General features: G+C 52.7%; 11 protein-coding genes and 2 pseudogenes. 3 read left to right on the forward strand and 10 right to left on the reverse strand.

Translation table 11 applies throughout. The features are described 5' to 3' along the window. Nucleotides 1-86: 86 nt before the first annotated feature. From PGY33_RS11715 to PGY33_RS11735, 5 genes are all read right to left on the reverse strand, one after another. Nucleotides 87-1,058 (reverse strand): DUF3991 and TOPRIM domain-containing protein, encoded by a 972-nt coding sequence (locus PGY33_RS11715; RefSeq protein WP_118479509.1) that lies wholly within the window; start codon nucleotides 1,056-1,058, stop codon nucleotides 87-89. 11 nt (nucleotides 1,059-1,069) lie between these two features. Continuing rightward, the gene (locus PGY33_RS11720) at nucleotides 1,070-1,474 is read right to left on the reverse strand and encodes a hypothetical protein (RefSeq protein ID WP_118479507.1); all 405 of its coding nucleotides are present in this window, start codon (nucleotides 1,472-1,474) and stop codon (nucleotides 1,070-1,072) included. 4 nt (nucleotides 1,475-1,478) lie between these two features. After that, nucleotides 1,479-2,240 (reverse strand): DUF3848 domain-containing protein, encoded by a 762-nt coding sequence (locus PGY33_RS11725; protein WP_118479505.1) that lies wholly within the window; start codon nucleotides 2,238-2,240, stop codon nucleotides 1,479-1,481. Beyond that, entirely contained in the window at nucleotides 2,237-8,737 is a 6,501-nt protein-coding gene (locus PGY33_RS11730) for a DEAD/DEAH box helicase family protein (RefSeq protein WP_442865577.1), read from the reverse strand. Before PGY33_RS11730 ends, PGY33_RS11725 begins: the two co-directional genes overlap by 4 nt. 197 nt (nucleotides 8,738-8,934) lie before the next feature. Further along, complete coding sequence (locus PGY33_RS11735) at nucleotides 8,935-9,333, reverse strand: TnpV protein (protein WP_308743902.1); 399 nt, start codon at nucleotides 9,331-9,333, stop codon at nucleotides 8,935-8,937. A 520-nt stretch (nucleotides 9,334-9,853) separates the two neighbouring features. On the opposite strand from PGY33_RS11735, the gene PGY33_RS11740 reads away from it, so the two are divergent. Continuing rightward, on the forward strand, nucleotides 9,854-10,243 hold the full coding sequence (locus tag PGY33_RS11740; protein ID WP_147356909.1) for a hypothetical protein: 390 nt from the start codon (nucleotides 9,854-9,856) through the stop codon (nucleotides 10,241-10,243). On the opposite strand, the gene PGY33_RS11745 is transcribed toward PGY33_RS11740, so the two are convergent. The 5 genes from PGY33_RS11745 to PGY33_RS11765 form a co-directional block, all read right to left on the reverse strand. Beyond that, a complete protein-coding gene (locus PGY33_RS11745) occupies nucleotides 10,207-11,406 on the reverse strand; it encodes an ATP-binding protein (RefSeq protein WP_118479501.1) in 1,200 nt (399 codons plus the stop codon). The genes PGY33_RS11740 and PGY33_RS11745 overlap by 37 nt on opposite strands. Before the next feature lie 108 nt (nucleotides 11,407-11,514). After that, on the reverse strand, nucleotides 11,515-12,336 hold the full coding sequence (locus tag PGY33_RS11750) for an LPD28 domain-containing protein (RefSeq protein WP_118479499.1): 822 nt from the start codon (nucleotides 12,334-12,336) through the stop codon (nucleotides 11,515-11,517). Beyond that, nucleotides 12,333-12,632, reverse strand: a complete 300-nt coding sequence (locus tag PGY33_RS11755; RefSeq protein ID WP_118479497.1) for a hypothetical protein — start codon at nucleotides 12,630-12,632, stop codon at nucleotides 12,333-12,335. Before PGY33_RS11755 ends, PGY33_RS11750 begins: the two co-directional genes overlap by 4 nt. Nucleotides 12,633-12,755: 123 nt before the next feature. After that, entirely contained in the window at nucleotides 12,756-13,688 is a 933-nt protein-coding gene (locus PGY33_RS11760) for a ParB/RepB/Spo0J family partition protein (RefSeq protein WP_118479495.1), read from the reverse strand. Then, nucleotides 13,648-14,460, reverse strand: coding sequence for a ParA family protein (locus PGY33_RS11765; protein ID WP_118479493.1), 813 nt, complete (start codon nucleotides 14,458-14,460; stop codon nucleotides 13,648-13,650). Before PGY33_RS11765 ends, PGY33_RS11760 begins: the two co-directional genes overlap by 41 nt. Before the next feature lie 36 nt (nucleotides 14,461-14,496). Here PGY33_RS11765 and PGY33_RS14535 point away from each other — a divergent pair. After that, nucleotides 14,497-14,559: pseudogene (locus PGY33_RS14535) on the forward strand (hypothetical protein); the annotation flags it as partial. Nucleotides 14,560-14,586: 27 nt separating this feature from the next. Then, nucleotides 14,587-14,718 (forward strand): annotated as a pseudogene (locus PGY33_RS11770) (alpha/beta-type small acid-soluble spore protein); the annotation flags it as partial. Between the last annotated feature and the right edge of the window lie 327 nt (nucleotides 14,719-15,045).

Consider the following 15,045-nt stretch of genomic DNA (forward strand, 5'->3'; position numbering starts at 1 on the left):
CTTTTCGCAAAATGCTGTCATTTTGCTATGCTTGCAAAAATATTCGGAGCGGCCGCAGCCACACCGAATTTTGAGCCGCCTGCGGCTCACCGTTCCGGCTCGTTCCTCGCCCTCTGCCGAGGAGAAATGCCTTTCTGCCGCATGAGCCATTCATTGTAGTCCTTACCCTCAGCGGGCAGTTCCACCGATACGGGCAGGTCGCTGATTGCCTGCGAAATAGCACCGGCCGCGCCGCGTCCTACCGCATCGTTGTCCAGCCGCAGCACGATTTCCTGCACATCGATGTGGCGCTTCAGGTAACCTTGCAGAGCAGTAGGCACCTTGGGCGTTTCATTCGGTCTGGACTGGTAGACGCCGCCGAGAGAAAGAACGGACTCCTGCTGCCAGTCCGCACCCTGCATTTTTACCTGTGTGAGATATGAGAGCGCGTCAATGGCACACTCGAACACATTCAGTTTTCCATTGCCTTTTCCGGTGATGGAAAAGCAGAATTGCTTGCTGCTGCCGGTCACATCCCGCTTGAAGCCGCTGCCGGAGAGCGTTCCGCGCAGTGTAGCGTACCGTGGTGTTTTGCCGTCATAGCCGACAAACACGGCATTGTGGTAGTCTGCGGCTTCGTACAGTAGGCCATGCTGAAAACAGTAGTCGAGTATCGCTATGTCGATGCCGCGTGAAAGCAGATAGGCGGTCACACGCTTGTTGTTTTGGAAGCGTACCGGCAGGAGAAAATCCGCCTTTGGCTTTTCTTCCTTTTGGACAGGTGCGGACTGCACTTTGCGGGCATCAAAAAAGCCGCACTGCTCATTGACAAGCTGTACGGCATCGGGAAATTTCATATTTTCGACTTTGATCAGATACTCCAGCGCGTTGACACCACCCATTTTATCGTGGGACCACCAGCACCATTTTCCGTTGGAGATTTTCAGACTGTCGTGGCTGCGGAGCTTATACGCTCCGGGGCCGGTGGGAATGAGTTCATCCGGCTTGTATCGCCGGAGAAAGGTCAGCAGGTCAGGCTGACGGGCACGCTCGATCTGCGCTTTGGTTGCATAGGGCATGGAATCAACTCCTATCGTTCTCGGTCATTTCTTATTTTCTCTGCGTAGTCTTTCACGCTGTATCGCTTCATATAGGCATTTTCACTGGGCGCACGGCTGTTCAGGTCGATTCCCTTTAGCCTGTAGTCATCCGGGTCAAGAACTTGTTCCACCGGAATAAAACACAGCTTTGCCGGAGATTTCAGATTGCCGTTAAATACGCCGACTGGCGTATGGAAACAGCGGTCGCCGCATTCCCAGAGAAGTTTCACACCTTTCGGCACTTCACCAAACGGGCGTTTTAGGATGACAACGGACATCGGTTCAGCACCCATCGTGCGGTAATAATCCGTTCTGGCTGTCTTTTCGTAGGCACGGATCAGATTAGAAAAACACACCTGCGGCTGTACATACAGCCAGCTTTCTTGATACCCCATCTCGTCACCTCTCCGGCTCATCGCGCTTCGGTGCGGATTTTTTCTTGTCGCGCTCCTGCTCAATCAGCAATTCATAAGCATAGTTTACCAGGCAGGGATGCGCGTTCGTGTGGAACTCCGAAAACGGGTCATGTTCCGGCGTAATGTGATAGTTCGTTTTGGCGGCTTCACGCTTGGATGCAACAGAGTACCGTCCGTCCCAGTCGGCGCACTGCACCGTGTATCCAAGAAGAAATTTACAGCGGTCATGTCCGAATTCCTGTGTCCACTCCTGCACAAACTCGCGCATCCTACGCGCTTCGTTGGCATCGCTGATATTCTCTGTGAAAGCATCGATACACGCACGGTCGCGTTTTCGGTTGGCGCGGTAGAGATGTACCTCTCCCTTTTCGCGTGCTTCCGAGTACGAGCCTTCGTAACGGAACACAGACGGGTCAGCGTACAGTTTCTCTGCCCGGTGTTGCAGGCGAGTGTCGAGATAGCTCTGTACAGAGTCACGCAGCTCCTCCATATGCCTGTCCTCCACAGGCAGCCATTCCTCATACAGCACTTGTAGAGGATGATCCAGTTCGTTCAGCACATTGAGTTCCGCTGGCGTAAACTCCGCACTTTCCAAAATCATCAGCAAGTCCTGCTTATTCACGATTTGATAGGCACTGTTGATAATCTCCTGCGGCGGTTTGGTTTTCATATCCTCCAGATAGGTGTTCAGTTCGGTCAGCGCCTTGTCATAAAGCATCTGGGCGCGTTCTTCTGTCGTACTCATCGTTCCAGTTCCTCCTTGCGTTTGTATTTTTCTTCCTGCACCGGTTCCGGCGCTTTATTATCCATGTTCAGCAGGGCGTTCAGTTCCTCCAATCTGGCGGACTTGGCTTTCAACTCCTCCTCACGGGGGAACGACTTTTGTACCTCTGCCTTTGCGGTTTCCAACTGCGTTTGCAGATTGGAAATCTGCTCCCGGCAAGCCTGTTCCTTGATGGGCAGGCCCTCCAGCGCATTGTCCATGCGCTGTAAATTGCCAAACACATCGGTTCCCAGCGTGACCGTGTGACGAAGCTGCCCGATCATGGTCAGGCGGTATTCTCGTGCGAAGGTATCAAAGGCCAGCTCCAGCGTCAGGCCCCGGTAGGAACCCACCTGCGTTGCCTCCGGCGAGAGCATATTCTGGCACATGGTCAGCAGCGCTGCGCCCGCCTCCTTCTTGTCGGCATGGGTGACGCCCGTCAGTGTAAGCGGAGAGAAGCCATCTTCGTTAGGATGGGTATTCTCCTTGACCGTGGCAATATCCGTGCCATAACCAGTGAGCCGTTCTTGCGTTTCCGCAATCTGTTTCGGAAAGCCCTTGCTGATGGCGTCCTCCAGCGCGTATTTCTGAGAAAGATGGTTGGCTTTCAACAGCTTCAGCTTGGACACCTCAATGTCAAGATCCATCTTTTCCTTGATCATGGGGTTGCCGCTGGCCAGTGCCTTGATCTCGGCATAAGAAAGTGCCTGTTCGTCTACATCTTCGGCGGAACGGACAGGCGATTTGCTGGTCATAATTTGCGATATGAATTTCTGCTTGGATTCTACCAACTGATACAAGTAGGCATCGAAGGTACCCTCGGTGACATAGCTGTAAATGTCTACCTCAGAATTCTCGTTGCCCTGCCGTATAATGCGCCCCTCACGCTGCTGAAGGTCGGACGGACGCCACGGGCAATCCAGATGGTGCAAAGCGACGAGCTTTTGCTGGCAGTTGGTGCCAGCGCCCATGCGCTGGGTACTGCCCAGCAGGATACGCACCTGACCGCTCCGCACCTTGCCGAACAGGTCTTTCTTCTGCGCCTCACTCTTGGCGTTGTGGATGAAGGCGATCTCGTTTTCGGGAATACCCAATTCCAGCAGCTTCGCGCGAATATCATCATAAACGCTGAAGGTTCCGTCATCCTTTGGGGTGGAGAGGTCGCAAAAAATCATCTGCGTGGAGCGTTGGCCAGCGGTGCGCTGCCAGATCTCAAACACATTTTCCGCGCACTTGGCGGCTTTGCTGTTGGGATTGCTGGGAAGCATGGGGTTGACCAGCCGCTGATCCAGCGCCAGCTTGCGGCCATCGTTGGTAATCATCAGCATATTGTCCACGCTGCTGTCCACCTCGCGGTTGCGGACCTTCTCGGCCCGCTCCGCCAGCGACGCCACAATCTCTTTCTGATACTCGGAGGGTTTCAGGGCGATGTTGTGGTAATGCGCCTCCGGCACGGGCAACTTGAGCATATCCGCCGTCTGAATGTCCGCCACATTTTTGAATACGCTCATCAGCTCCGGCAGGTTATAGAACTTGGCAAAGCGCGTTTTGGCGCGGTAGCCGGTGCCTTCCGGGGACAACTCAATGGCGGTGACGGTTTCCCCGTAGTTCGCCGCCCATGCGTCAAAGTGCTGTAAGCCCTGCTCTTCCAGTGCCGACATCTGCAAGTAACGTTGGATGGTGTAAAGCTCCACCATGCTGTTGGAAATAGGGGTACCGGTGGCAAAGACAATGCCGCGGCCTCCGGTGATCTCGTCCAAATAGCGGCACTTCATAAAAAGGTCTGAGCTTTTCTGCGCCTCAGTCTGGGCAATACCGCCCACATTCCGCATTTTCGTGTATAAAAAGAGGTTCTTAAAATAGTGCGACTCGTCAATGAAGATGCGGTCAACGCCCAATTCCTCAAAGGTGACCACATCGTCCTTGCGGCTCTGGTCATTCAGCTTGTCGATCTTGGCTTGCAGGCCCTTCTTGGTTTTCTCCATCTGTTTGATGGTGAAGTTCTCGGCTTTTTCTCGCTTGGCATCGGAAATCCCCACCATGATCTCGTCGATCTGCTGTTCCAGAATGGCCCGCTGGCGCTCTACGCTCATAGGGATCTTCTCGAACTGCGAATGTCCGATAATAACGGCGTCATAGTCGCCGGTGGCGATCCTACCACAGAATTTCTTGCGGTTTTTGGTTTCAAAATCCTTACGGGTAGCGACAAGGATGTTCGCTGCCGGATAGAGCTGCAAAAACTCAGTGGCCCACTGCTCTGTCAGGTGGTTGGGCACCACAAAGAGAGATTTTTGACACAGGCCTAGTCGCTTGCTCTCCATGGCGGCGGCTACCATTTCAAAGGTTTTTCCCGCGCCCACTACATGAGCCAGCAAAGTATTTCCACCGTAGAGAATATGGGCGATGGCGTTGACCTGGTGCTTGCGGAGCGTGATTTCCGGGTTCATGCCTGAAAAGCTGATGTGACTGCCATCATACTCACGGGGGCGGTTACTGTTGAACAGGATATTGTAGGTCTTGCAGATGGCCTCGCGCCGGTCAGGGTCTTTCCAGATCCACTCGGCAAAAGCCTCTTTAATGAGTTCCTGTTTGCTCTGGGCGATGGCGGTTTCCTTCTTGTTGAGGACAGCGGTTTTCCTGCCATCTGCGTCGTACACATAATCGAAGATGCGGACGTCCTTCAAATTCAAGGTGTCCTCGATAATCTCATAGGCGTTGATGCGCTTGGTGCCGTAGGTGCTGTTGGCCTTCACATTGCCGCGATCCTTGCTCTTGCCCTCGATGCGCCACTCGCCGGTGATGCCGGAATAGTGGACCTTCATGCCCCATTGCACGCTGCGGGGTGTCCCCAACGTTTCGAAGATAAACCGGCGGACATATTCGGTGTCCAGCCATGTAGCGCCCAGCCGGACGGAGATCTCGCTGGCAGTGAGGTCGGTGGGCTGCACCTGCGCCAATGCCTCGGCGTTGATCTGATACTGCGGGTCCTGTTCTGCCTTGCCTTGGGCAACCGCCAATTTCTGACGCACATTGCCGGAAAGATACTCGTCTGCGGGCAGGTATTTCTCATGCCCATCGTTCTCGCCGGTATAAGCGGGGTTCAAAAAAATCACGCCCTTGAGGTCAGAAAACAGCGTTTCCTCATCCTTGCCGGTGAGCCTGCCCATATAGTCCATATCCACATGGGCCTTTTCGCCAATGGACAGCGCCAGCGCCTCCACCGCTGTATCTACCTTTTCAGCGGGTTTGTGACTGCGGATGGTGCGCTTGGTGAACAGGTCTGCCTTCCTTTTCAGGTTCCGATCCTCGTCCAGAATTTCCAGTGAGCACAGCAGAAAATAGGAGCTGTCTTGATCGAAGGCGATGGCGTTGCCGCGGGAATTGATGAGTCCGTATTTCCGGGTGAAGGCATCGTAGAGGGCATTCAGCTTGGCTTGCTGCGCCTTGATTTCTTCATCGGGATAGTCCTCGGTCTGGTATTCCAACAGCGTCCGCACACAGTCCCGCAGCTCGATCATGCCGCGGATTCTGCTCTCCGCCGTCTTGGATACCTCCACCGGGTTCATGCGGCTGTTTTCACGGTAGTAGATTTGCCCGTTCACCAGTGTATAGGAAAAATTGCGGACAGCGGGATCAGCCTCAACGGAATGATCCTCACCCTCCAGTTCTTCCTCCCGGTCATAGGCGGTGATCTCGCCGTGGATATTTTGAACGGCCTCCGCCAGCAGTGCTTCCAACGGCTGCTCCGGGTACGGCTCGCAGGTGGGCGTGGGGCCGAACGGCCCGGACACCATCTTCATCTCGCCCAAGATCATATCCGGGTGGTCGATAAAGTAGCTGTTCATCTGAATGCCGTTATCGTTGGTGGCAAGGTGTACCCATTCTGGTTCGATGTCCACCATACGCTCACGCTTTTGGAGGAACAGGATGTCTGAAACGACCTCGGTTCCTGCCGCGGATTTGAACGCATTGTTGGGAAGTCGGATCGCACCCAGCAGCTCCGCTCGCTGTGCGATGTATTTACGGGCACTGGCGGTGCGCTTGTCCATCGTGTAGCTGGAGGTCACAACGGCGATGACGCCGCCCGGTCTGACCTCATCGAGAGCCTTTGCGATGAAATACTCATGGATGGGGAAATTCAGCCGGTCATAGCGTTTATCCGCTACATGGAACTGGCCGAAGGGAACATTGCCGATGGCAATGTCAAAAAAGTTATCTGGGAAGGCGGTTTTTTCGAAGCCCTGTACCGCAATACTGCTTTTCTGATAAAGCTGGCGGGCAATGCGGCCGGAGAGGTCGTCCAGCTCCACGCCATAGAGCTTACTGCCGCTCATGCTTTCCGGCAGCATACCGAGGAAATTGCCGATGCCGCAGGACGGCTCCAGAATGTTGCCCTGTGTGAAGCCCATCTGTCCCAGTGCGGTGTAAATACTGCGAATCACCGCAGGCGGCGTGTAAAATGCCGTAAGCGTGGATTCACGGGCGGCAGTGTATTCCTCATCGGTCAGCAGGTTTTTCAACTCGCTGTATCGCGGGTTCTTTCCGTCGAAGAAATTGGCAAGACCGCCCCAGCCCACATACTGTGCCAGCACCGCCTGTTCCTCTGATGTGGCGGCGCGGTTCTCCGTTTCCACGGTTTTCAGTGTGCGAATCGCATCCAAATTGCGCTGAAAACGCTCCAGCGGCGCGCCCTCTCCGATATGGTCATCGGTGATGCGATAGTTGCTGCCGTTTGCGTCCAGCGGATAGGCAAGCGCGTTTTGCTTTTTCTTTCTCAGCGGCGTAAGTACTACAGTGGGTTCGTCTATCTGCGGCTGCTCCGCTTCGATAGTCGGTGGGATTTCCTGCGGCACGGGTTCGGGTTCAGCAGAAAATTCAGCTTGTTCCTGCTGTGGCGTATCGTGCCGATGGTTGAACAGGCTGAAAGTGCCGTCCACATACTCCGAAAGCCGCTCTTTTGCGCGGCGGACGGAATCGAAATACCGGTCATTCTCGTCCAGGCTGTCCAACCGATAGGTTAACGCCGCCAGCATCTCAGCCGCTTTTGCTCTATCCGGGAGCTGTGCTTCGATAGCATGGACAGCTTCGTAGAAATCCGCACTTTTGGGATAGGGCCGCGGAACATCGTCAGGCGCATTGTAAAAACCGTGATAAACAATTCGTGCCAGCTGTCCACGCTCATATTTCGGGATTTGTGCGATAGCATCCTCGCCGGGAAACCGCTTCTGTGCAATCAGCTGCTCGTACTCTTTGACCACCTTGGGGATTGTCAGCTTGACTTCATCATAGTTCTTGCGTGCATAGCGGCGGCGCATTCTAATGCCCGCGTGCGTTTCCTCGTAATCATAACCATCCATAGCCGAACCGCTGTACTCGCCAAAAAGGGATTTGATAAACTTTTGGTGTTCGGCTGTATCGTTAGAATTGCAGAAATGCGAGTAAACTGCCAGTCTGGTATCTGTGGACTGACGAAGAAAATATCGGTCAATTTCATCCTGCGTGATGAACATTTTGCATTGGCGCAGGAAGTTTGGCTGTGCGGTGAAGTGGCGCTCCGGCAGGTTCAGACCGTCCAGCACAACGCCGATACGGTGTGTGTTATAACCGCTTAAGTGGAATCTCGTGATACTCTGATCTGCGGCATAGGCATCGAGAAAATTGTGGTATTCCTGTGAGAGCGTCTGCAATCCGCCTTCGTTTTTTGCAAACGCCACCATATCGTCGTTCAGTTCTGGATAGCCCTTGTGTTGGTCATGGATCGCCAATGTCTGTGGGAATAGGCCCTGTGCGCGCCCTTCTTCGTTCAGGTCACGGGCGGTCATCAGCAGAGCTTCCATTGCTTCGTGCAGCACCTTGTCCGGGGCCTGCTCCAACTCTGCCGCCGACAGGTAAGTACCTACCTCCAGCAGTTCCAAAATACGAGTTGAAACCTGCTCCCATGTGACCACAGTTTTGCTGTACCCGGTGCGGATACTGTCACCTTGAGCAAGATGGATGCCATCTTCCATGAACCACACGGCATATTTGCGGCCTTCATATTCAATGCCGCGCCCATTTTCCGTGCCAAACTCCCGGCGCAAAAACTCTTCATTTTCCTGCTCTGGCCGTTCCCGCATATAAAATATGGCGATACGCTCCGCGCTGTTGGGCTCATTTCCGCCTGTGCAGAGTACCTGGTCAATGACCTCCTGCGACACCGTGCGTGCGGATGTAGGAACGCCGGACACCTCACCCTCGGGTATCTCATACACCAGCGTATCACCGCCCATATCGAACAGGGCAAGCTGCTCTGCCATGACAGGGGCATTTTGCAGACCCAGCTTGATCTTATACTCGCCGCGTTCAATAAGATTTTCTGTCATTTCGGTAATGACTGACCACGAAAAAACGGACTCCGAAGTACGGGAGAGGTAGCTACCCTCCCACATCAAAAGTCCGTCTTTTTCGGCGTGGTAGCCTGTCCGAATGCCGTCGGTCATGACTTCCACCCATATATCGTTGTAGCTGTTTTTCAAGAACTCTGTGCGTTCTGCAAGATTCTTGTGGCTCTGGAAATACTCAAAAATCTCCTGCCGCTTGTGCTTGCGCCCGCCGTCGTCCAGCAGGTTCGCTTCAATGAGGTGGGTATCCAGAAAGGGAGGAAATTCGGTGGCTGCAGCGCTTTCGTTGGTTTTGTTTAGCTGTAAATCAGATCGTTCAGTACCTGCTCCTCCGCGCTGTGCCGGAGATTGTTCATCAGACCCGTCCAGCGCAGCGGATCGGTCGCTTTCAACTCCTCCGTCACGCCCTCGGCTTTCGCCATCTGCGCCACGGCCTGTGCTACCATCCTCTGCGCGGTCTGCTCGATCTCCGCCAGATGTTCCGTCAGCCGACAGCTCGTTTTCAAGTTGGTGTACAGCACGCGGCGGTGCTGCTTGAGGTACTGCCGCCGCAGTTCCGCGTACTTGCCCAGATGGACTTCCGGCTCCTGCGGAAGCAGCAGGTTCGGAATCTGAAAGCCGTTCTGCTCGTGATAGGTGATTTCCATGTTCATCGCTCCTTTCAGCGTCAATATTTCGTTCGGTATTGGAATCATACCGGTTTTTGCTGTCCTTTGCAAATAACTGCTCTCGCTGAGCCTGCATGACGGTTCGGCTGATTTCGCGCAGTCCTATTTCTGCGATGTCACTGGTAGCGATGCCAAGGGCGTTGATGGTAGTAGGCGTGTTGAATTCATAGATATGGCCGAATTCATCAGGTGAAAAGTAATCATCTGCCCGCAGGCCCAGACGGGTCAGTAGCATATAGGACACGCTGACTTCCAGTGCATCCCGGTAGAATACCTCCAGATTGAGGTCGTCCAGTTCTTCCAGCAGACTGTCCTCGCGGCAATCCAGTAGGTCATGCAGATAGTCCGTGATGTTATCTGCCACGGCGTTATGGCTGGCAGAGCGCACCGCCTCTGCGAGATTTTCTTTCTCGGCAAGGTTTCCGAAGGTGGCCTCCAGCGTTTCAATGACAGCCGGTTCAAAGGCAGGCTGCATTGTCCAGATCGGCAGCGGACGAGAAAATCGTGACTCGTGCGTATCCGACACATCGAAGTAGAGTTTCAACAGATGCTGTCCATCGTCACCGAACACGGCAATGCTTTTTGCACCGCGATTGACCCAGCGGCCAAACTGCCGGTTCCAGCGTTCCATTTCCAGAACGGCAGTTGCGTCCGGGCGCTGGGCATAGATCAGGATTTGCTCATCAAACGGGCATTTGTAGTTATAGCAGGCCGCACGGAGAAAGCCTGTCCAGCTTTTGTAGCTGCTGGTGACGCTTCGCACGGTCTGGTCGTACAGTTCGGTGATGAACTGAAATTTGGTTGGCAAATGTGTTGTCCTCCTTTCCAAAGGTATGAAAAAAGCAGCCCTTATGGACTGCTTTCAGCGGATGATTTAATTTTACGATATGGAAGTATTACTCACCATGTTTCGGCAAGCAGGAAATCGACAAGATGAACGATTTTAATACCGTTTTCAATGCCGGTATCCATTTCGTTGAGCGTAACGACATATTTAGGATAATGGTCACGAATCTCCATCAGATTTCCGACCTCTCGATCTGAAGTTGCCGGAATCTGGACACAGACCTGCACATAAATCTTTTCGTCACGGCGCGTTGCTACAAAGTCGATCTCCTTCGTATCGTTCTTGCCGATAAAAACATCGTAACCGCGGCGCTTCAATTCCAGAAAGACGATGTTTTCCATCGCACCATCCAGCATCTTTCGATTATAGCCCAGCAGAGCATATTTGAGCGATACATCGGAAAGATAATACTTCTCCTGCGTTTTCAAAATGCTCTTGCCTTGCAGGTCATAGCGTTCGCATGGATAAATGATGAACGCCTGCTCCAACCAGCGCAGATAATTGTAAATGCTCTCCACCGAAACTTTACGGTGCTCACTTTTCAAAAAAGTAGAGATAGAGTTAGCCGAAAAGGTCTTGCCCATATTCTCGATGATGTATTTCACCACGCGATCAAAAAGATCTTGCTTGTTGATACGGTGGCGCTTTACAATATCGCGGGAAACTACGGTGTGATAAATGCCGTTGACGATCTGATAGGCACTCTGCTCATCATACTCGCTCAGCGCAATAATGGGAAAGCCGCCAAAGCGAATATATTCCTCTAGCAGTTCCCTGCGTGATAGGGTGCTGTCTGCCTTAAAGTCCAGATACTCCTTGAACGACAGCGTATAGACGGGAATGGAAACATAGCGCCCTGTCAGATAGGTTGAGATTTCGCTGGACATCAGTTTGGAATTGGAGCCGGTTACATAGATGTCGGCATCTGCACCCTCCAGCAGACTGTTGACCGCTTTTTCCCATCCGTCTATCTCCTGAATCTCGTCCAGCAGAAGGTAGCAATGGTCTTTTCCTTTCATAGCTTCCAGCAGTTCATCATACATCTGCTTGGCGGTGATGTTTTCAGGAATGTCCATCTCCGTGTATCGCTTGGAGATAATATGGTCCTCGGATATGCCACGGCGCAGAAATTCTTCTTTCAGCATTTCAAAAATGGTAGACTTGCCGCAGCGGCGAACGCCAGCCAGTATCTTGACAAGCGGTTTATCAATAAACGGCTCGATAGCTTCAATATAGTCCGGTCTGTTAATCATGATATCGCCTCCCCTATAGCTATTAGTATAACCAGAAAAATCAGGATATGCAATGAGTTTTTCTGGTCTAACCGTAAAAACTTTATATCTATTCAGAGGCGATATGACTTATCGTTCCGGCTCCGCTCGCTTCTTAGCAAGGGAACGCGCTTTGGCTTTCAGCTGTGCGCGGTATTTTTCAAAGGTATCACGCTGGTAGCAATACATATAAAAATTATAATCGCCCTTTGTCGGCGTACAGCGCAGCATATACACATACTGCTTGCTTTCCACCAGAAACGCGCAGGATGGAAGAATAGCATCTTTGATGGCGCAGCTTCGCTGATAGTAAGTGCAGCATCGTTTCATGGTGTCAAAGTCCCGCAGCGGGGAATCTGGCTGTTCTCTCAACCAATTCACGGTGCGGTCAATATCTGCCTTGAACTCAGGTGTGTTCAGCATGTCATTCTGGTGCGGCCACCAAGTCGTAAAAAACTGCTTGCCGCTGCCAAAGTCGCCGCGCAGATGGCCGATACAGCCAGCGACCTTGTCCTGCTCCTCAGTCTGGGAGTAACAGAGGTCATGCAGCGCAGTGTCATCGGCTACAAAAAAGTCGATGACCCGCTTTTCACTGGCGGGGTACTTCTGCTGAAATTCCGCAAGGGTGCGACACTCACCATCCAGAAAGGAAAGACTGTCATTCTCCATTGGAATCCACCCATCAATGGGAAGTTGGAACGGCTCACGGGTGAGGACGGTGCCGTAGTAGTTGGCGAAAATGCTTCTGGCCAGTTCAACGGGTTCGCCCCAATCCTCATCCCCGTGGCGCAGCTCGTAGCGATATACACCCTCCGGCACGGTGGCTCGGTCAACGCGGTATTCTGTAAACAGTGCCGGTTGGTCAAAAATCGTGACCTCCTGATAGGTCACCTTCTGCGCGTCATAGCTCATCTGGTTTCACCTCGTTCTTTTCGTTCTTGTAACGGCGCTGTGTTGGCCTTTGTACGCTCCCGCAAATATTCGGCTTCTGCGTTGATGCGTTGGGCAAAGTCTGCAACAGCATCAAGCTTGGTCGCGCAGTAGTGACCCCAGAAAAAGTTATTCGGGTCATTTTTTACATTGGCCTGCCATGTGACATAGGGCGCTGCCTGATTGTTCGGATTTTCTCCGATGACGAACCGGGCGTTGCCGACGGTCACGCTCTCGATAATGACATAGCCCTCATTGACCTGCTCTTTTTCGTTCATTCTCATGCCTCCTCGGTTTTTTACTTGGCCGAAAGAAGAATATTCTTTCTCGGCACAGTAGTTTTCTTCTCTCTTTCGGCTTAGTTAGGAAAAGGGATTGTAAGGGGAAAACCCATGCAAAGCCTAACGCTCCTGCTGCCGAAGCTGCCGCTTGTGCCAATCCTCCAGCAGCTTGACGATGATTTTCTGTTTTTGTGACGGCGTATAAGTTCGGGGGAAATATTTCGCCAGCACATCGCCTTTCAGCACCAGCTTTTCCTCGATAGGTTTCTCCTCGGTCATAATAGCGTCCACCACATTCTCGTCCAGTTTGCCATCTTGGCTGTACTGTTTGAGCCGCTTGGCCTGACTGAGATTGGGCGTACATTCCTCGCGCTCGATAGCGTCGCAAAGCATAAGCTGTTCCGGCTCGGTGAGGTATGACACCTCCACCGCCGCATTGAACGCAATCGTCTTGTTATCCACACGGTTCAACAGGTCAGGGACAAGACTGGTCAAACGGATATAGCGTCGGATTTGGTCTTTGCTTTCTCCAACCTGCTCCGCCAAAATATCACGCGATTTTATACCGTCTGACTTGTGTGCAATTCGCGCACAAGTTAAATCCGTCCGTTGCCCCTGTCGTTTCATCGCGTCCAGCTTCATCTTATACGCAAAGGCTTTCTCGGATGGAAGCAGTTCCTCGCGCTGCAAGTTACTGTCCACCATAAGCAAAATCGCGGTATCATCGTCCATCTCCCGCACGATGGCAGGAATCTCGGTCAGACCCGCAAGCTGGCTGGCGTGATGACGGCGGTGTCCAGATACGATTTCAAAATTGCCGTCATTTTTCGGGCGTACCAGAATGGGAACCAAAACACCCCGTTCCTTGATACTCTCAACTGTTTCCAGCATTTTATCATCGTCTATTACCTTGAACGGATGGTTCGGGAACGGCTCCAGCTTATCCAGCGGAAGGCTCTGCACACGCTCCTGCGCGTCTGCCTGCCGTTCTTCGTCTGTCTTGAACAGGTCATCATAGCTGGCGAGTTGGATATTTTTCGCGGCACTTTTCATGCTCCAGCACCTCCTTCGTAAATTTCTCATAGGCGGTCGCTACAGGACTGCGCGGGTCAAAGCTGAAAATGCTGGTGCCTCTGGCGCTCATTTCTGCCGCTTTGATACCACGCGGTATCTCGGTGTCGTAGACTCGTATCGCTTTGCCGTAGGCGTTCCGCACAAGCTGGCTGATCTCCTTAGAAAAGTTCGTGCGGCTTTCTGTCATGGTGATGAGGATACCGCTGATTTTCAGATTGGAATTCAGCTGGCGCTGCACCTTGCTGACCGTACGGAGAAGCTGTTCCAAGCCCTTGACGGGTAAGTAATGTGACTGAACCGGGATAATGACCCGATCTGCCGCCGTCAGCGCGTTCAGCGTCAGCATACCGAGGGACGGACTGCAATCCACCAGAATGTAGTCGTACTGCCGCTTGACCTCGCTCAGATAGGTTCGCAGCACCGTTTCGCGGCTCATGGTGTTCACAAGGGACACCTCCAAGCCGGAAAGCTCAATGTTGGCGGGCAGTAGGTCCATGCCCTCCTTGTGGTGGAGGATACCGTTCTGCGGCTCGATGGGGCGGTCTGAGATGATGCGCTCCAGCATGGTGGCCAGCGTGGGGGAGAGCTCGTCCGGCTGCTGCCAGCCGAGCATTTCTGTCAGATTCGCCTGACTGTCTGCGTCGATGAGCAGCACGCGCTTGCCCTGCCGCACCAGTCCAGCGCCCAGATTGACCGCCGTAGTGCTTTTCCCCACGCCGCCCTTTTGGTTCACGATTGCTATGGTCTGCATCTTTTTTCCTTTCTTTTCTATTTTTAAGCAAAAGAAAATCGTCTGTGCAAAACAGACGATTTCTCTTATGTAAATGAGTGCGTTCTATGTACAAAATAGTGTATGTTTTGAGGTGAAAAAACGCCAAAGGAGGTCGGCGTAAACCTCAAGCAGGGCTATAACGGCGATCTGACCAGCCGTCAGGCCGGCTCCGTAGGCGGTCAGATGGTGAAGAAGATGATCGAATCCTACGAGCAGAATATGGCAAACCAGGGCTAAACGCTTCTCTTTCCTGCGTAAAAAGGGACACAGAATCATTCCGTGTCCCTTTACTTATGCTTTCTCTGCCTGTCTGCGGAACAGCTCATCAAGTGTTCTGCCATTCCTGTTCTTCCACTCCGCCCAGCCGTTTGCGCTTACGCCCAAAACGAAACAGGCGTCGCACTGGGCGAGGAAAACGACATGGACTTGCTCAGATAATGCTTGTTATCCTGATAAACAATATCGTTTTCCGATACAAGTCAATTTCTATCCATCCGAACAGTGTAAAGCCGCCGCTTCACAGTGAAGTGACCCCAAAAAGTTAGACAATATTTTGAAGTAAAA

The sequence above is a fragment of the Butyricicoccus sp. AF18-9LB genome (genome assembly GCF_027684505.1).
GTDB classification, from domain to species: Bacteria; Bacillota; Clostridia; order Oscillospirales; family Butyricicoccaceae; genus Agathobaculum; species Agathobaculum butyriciproducens.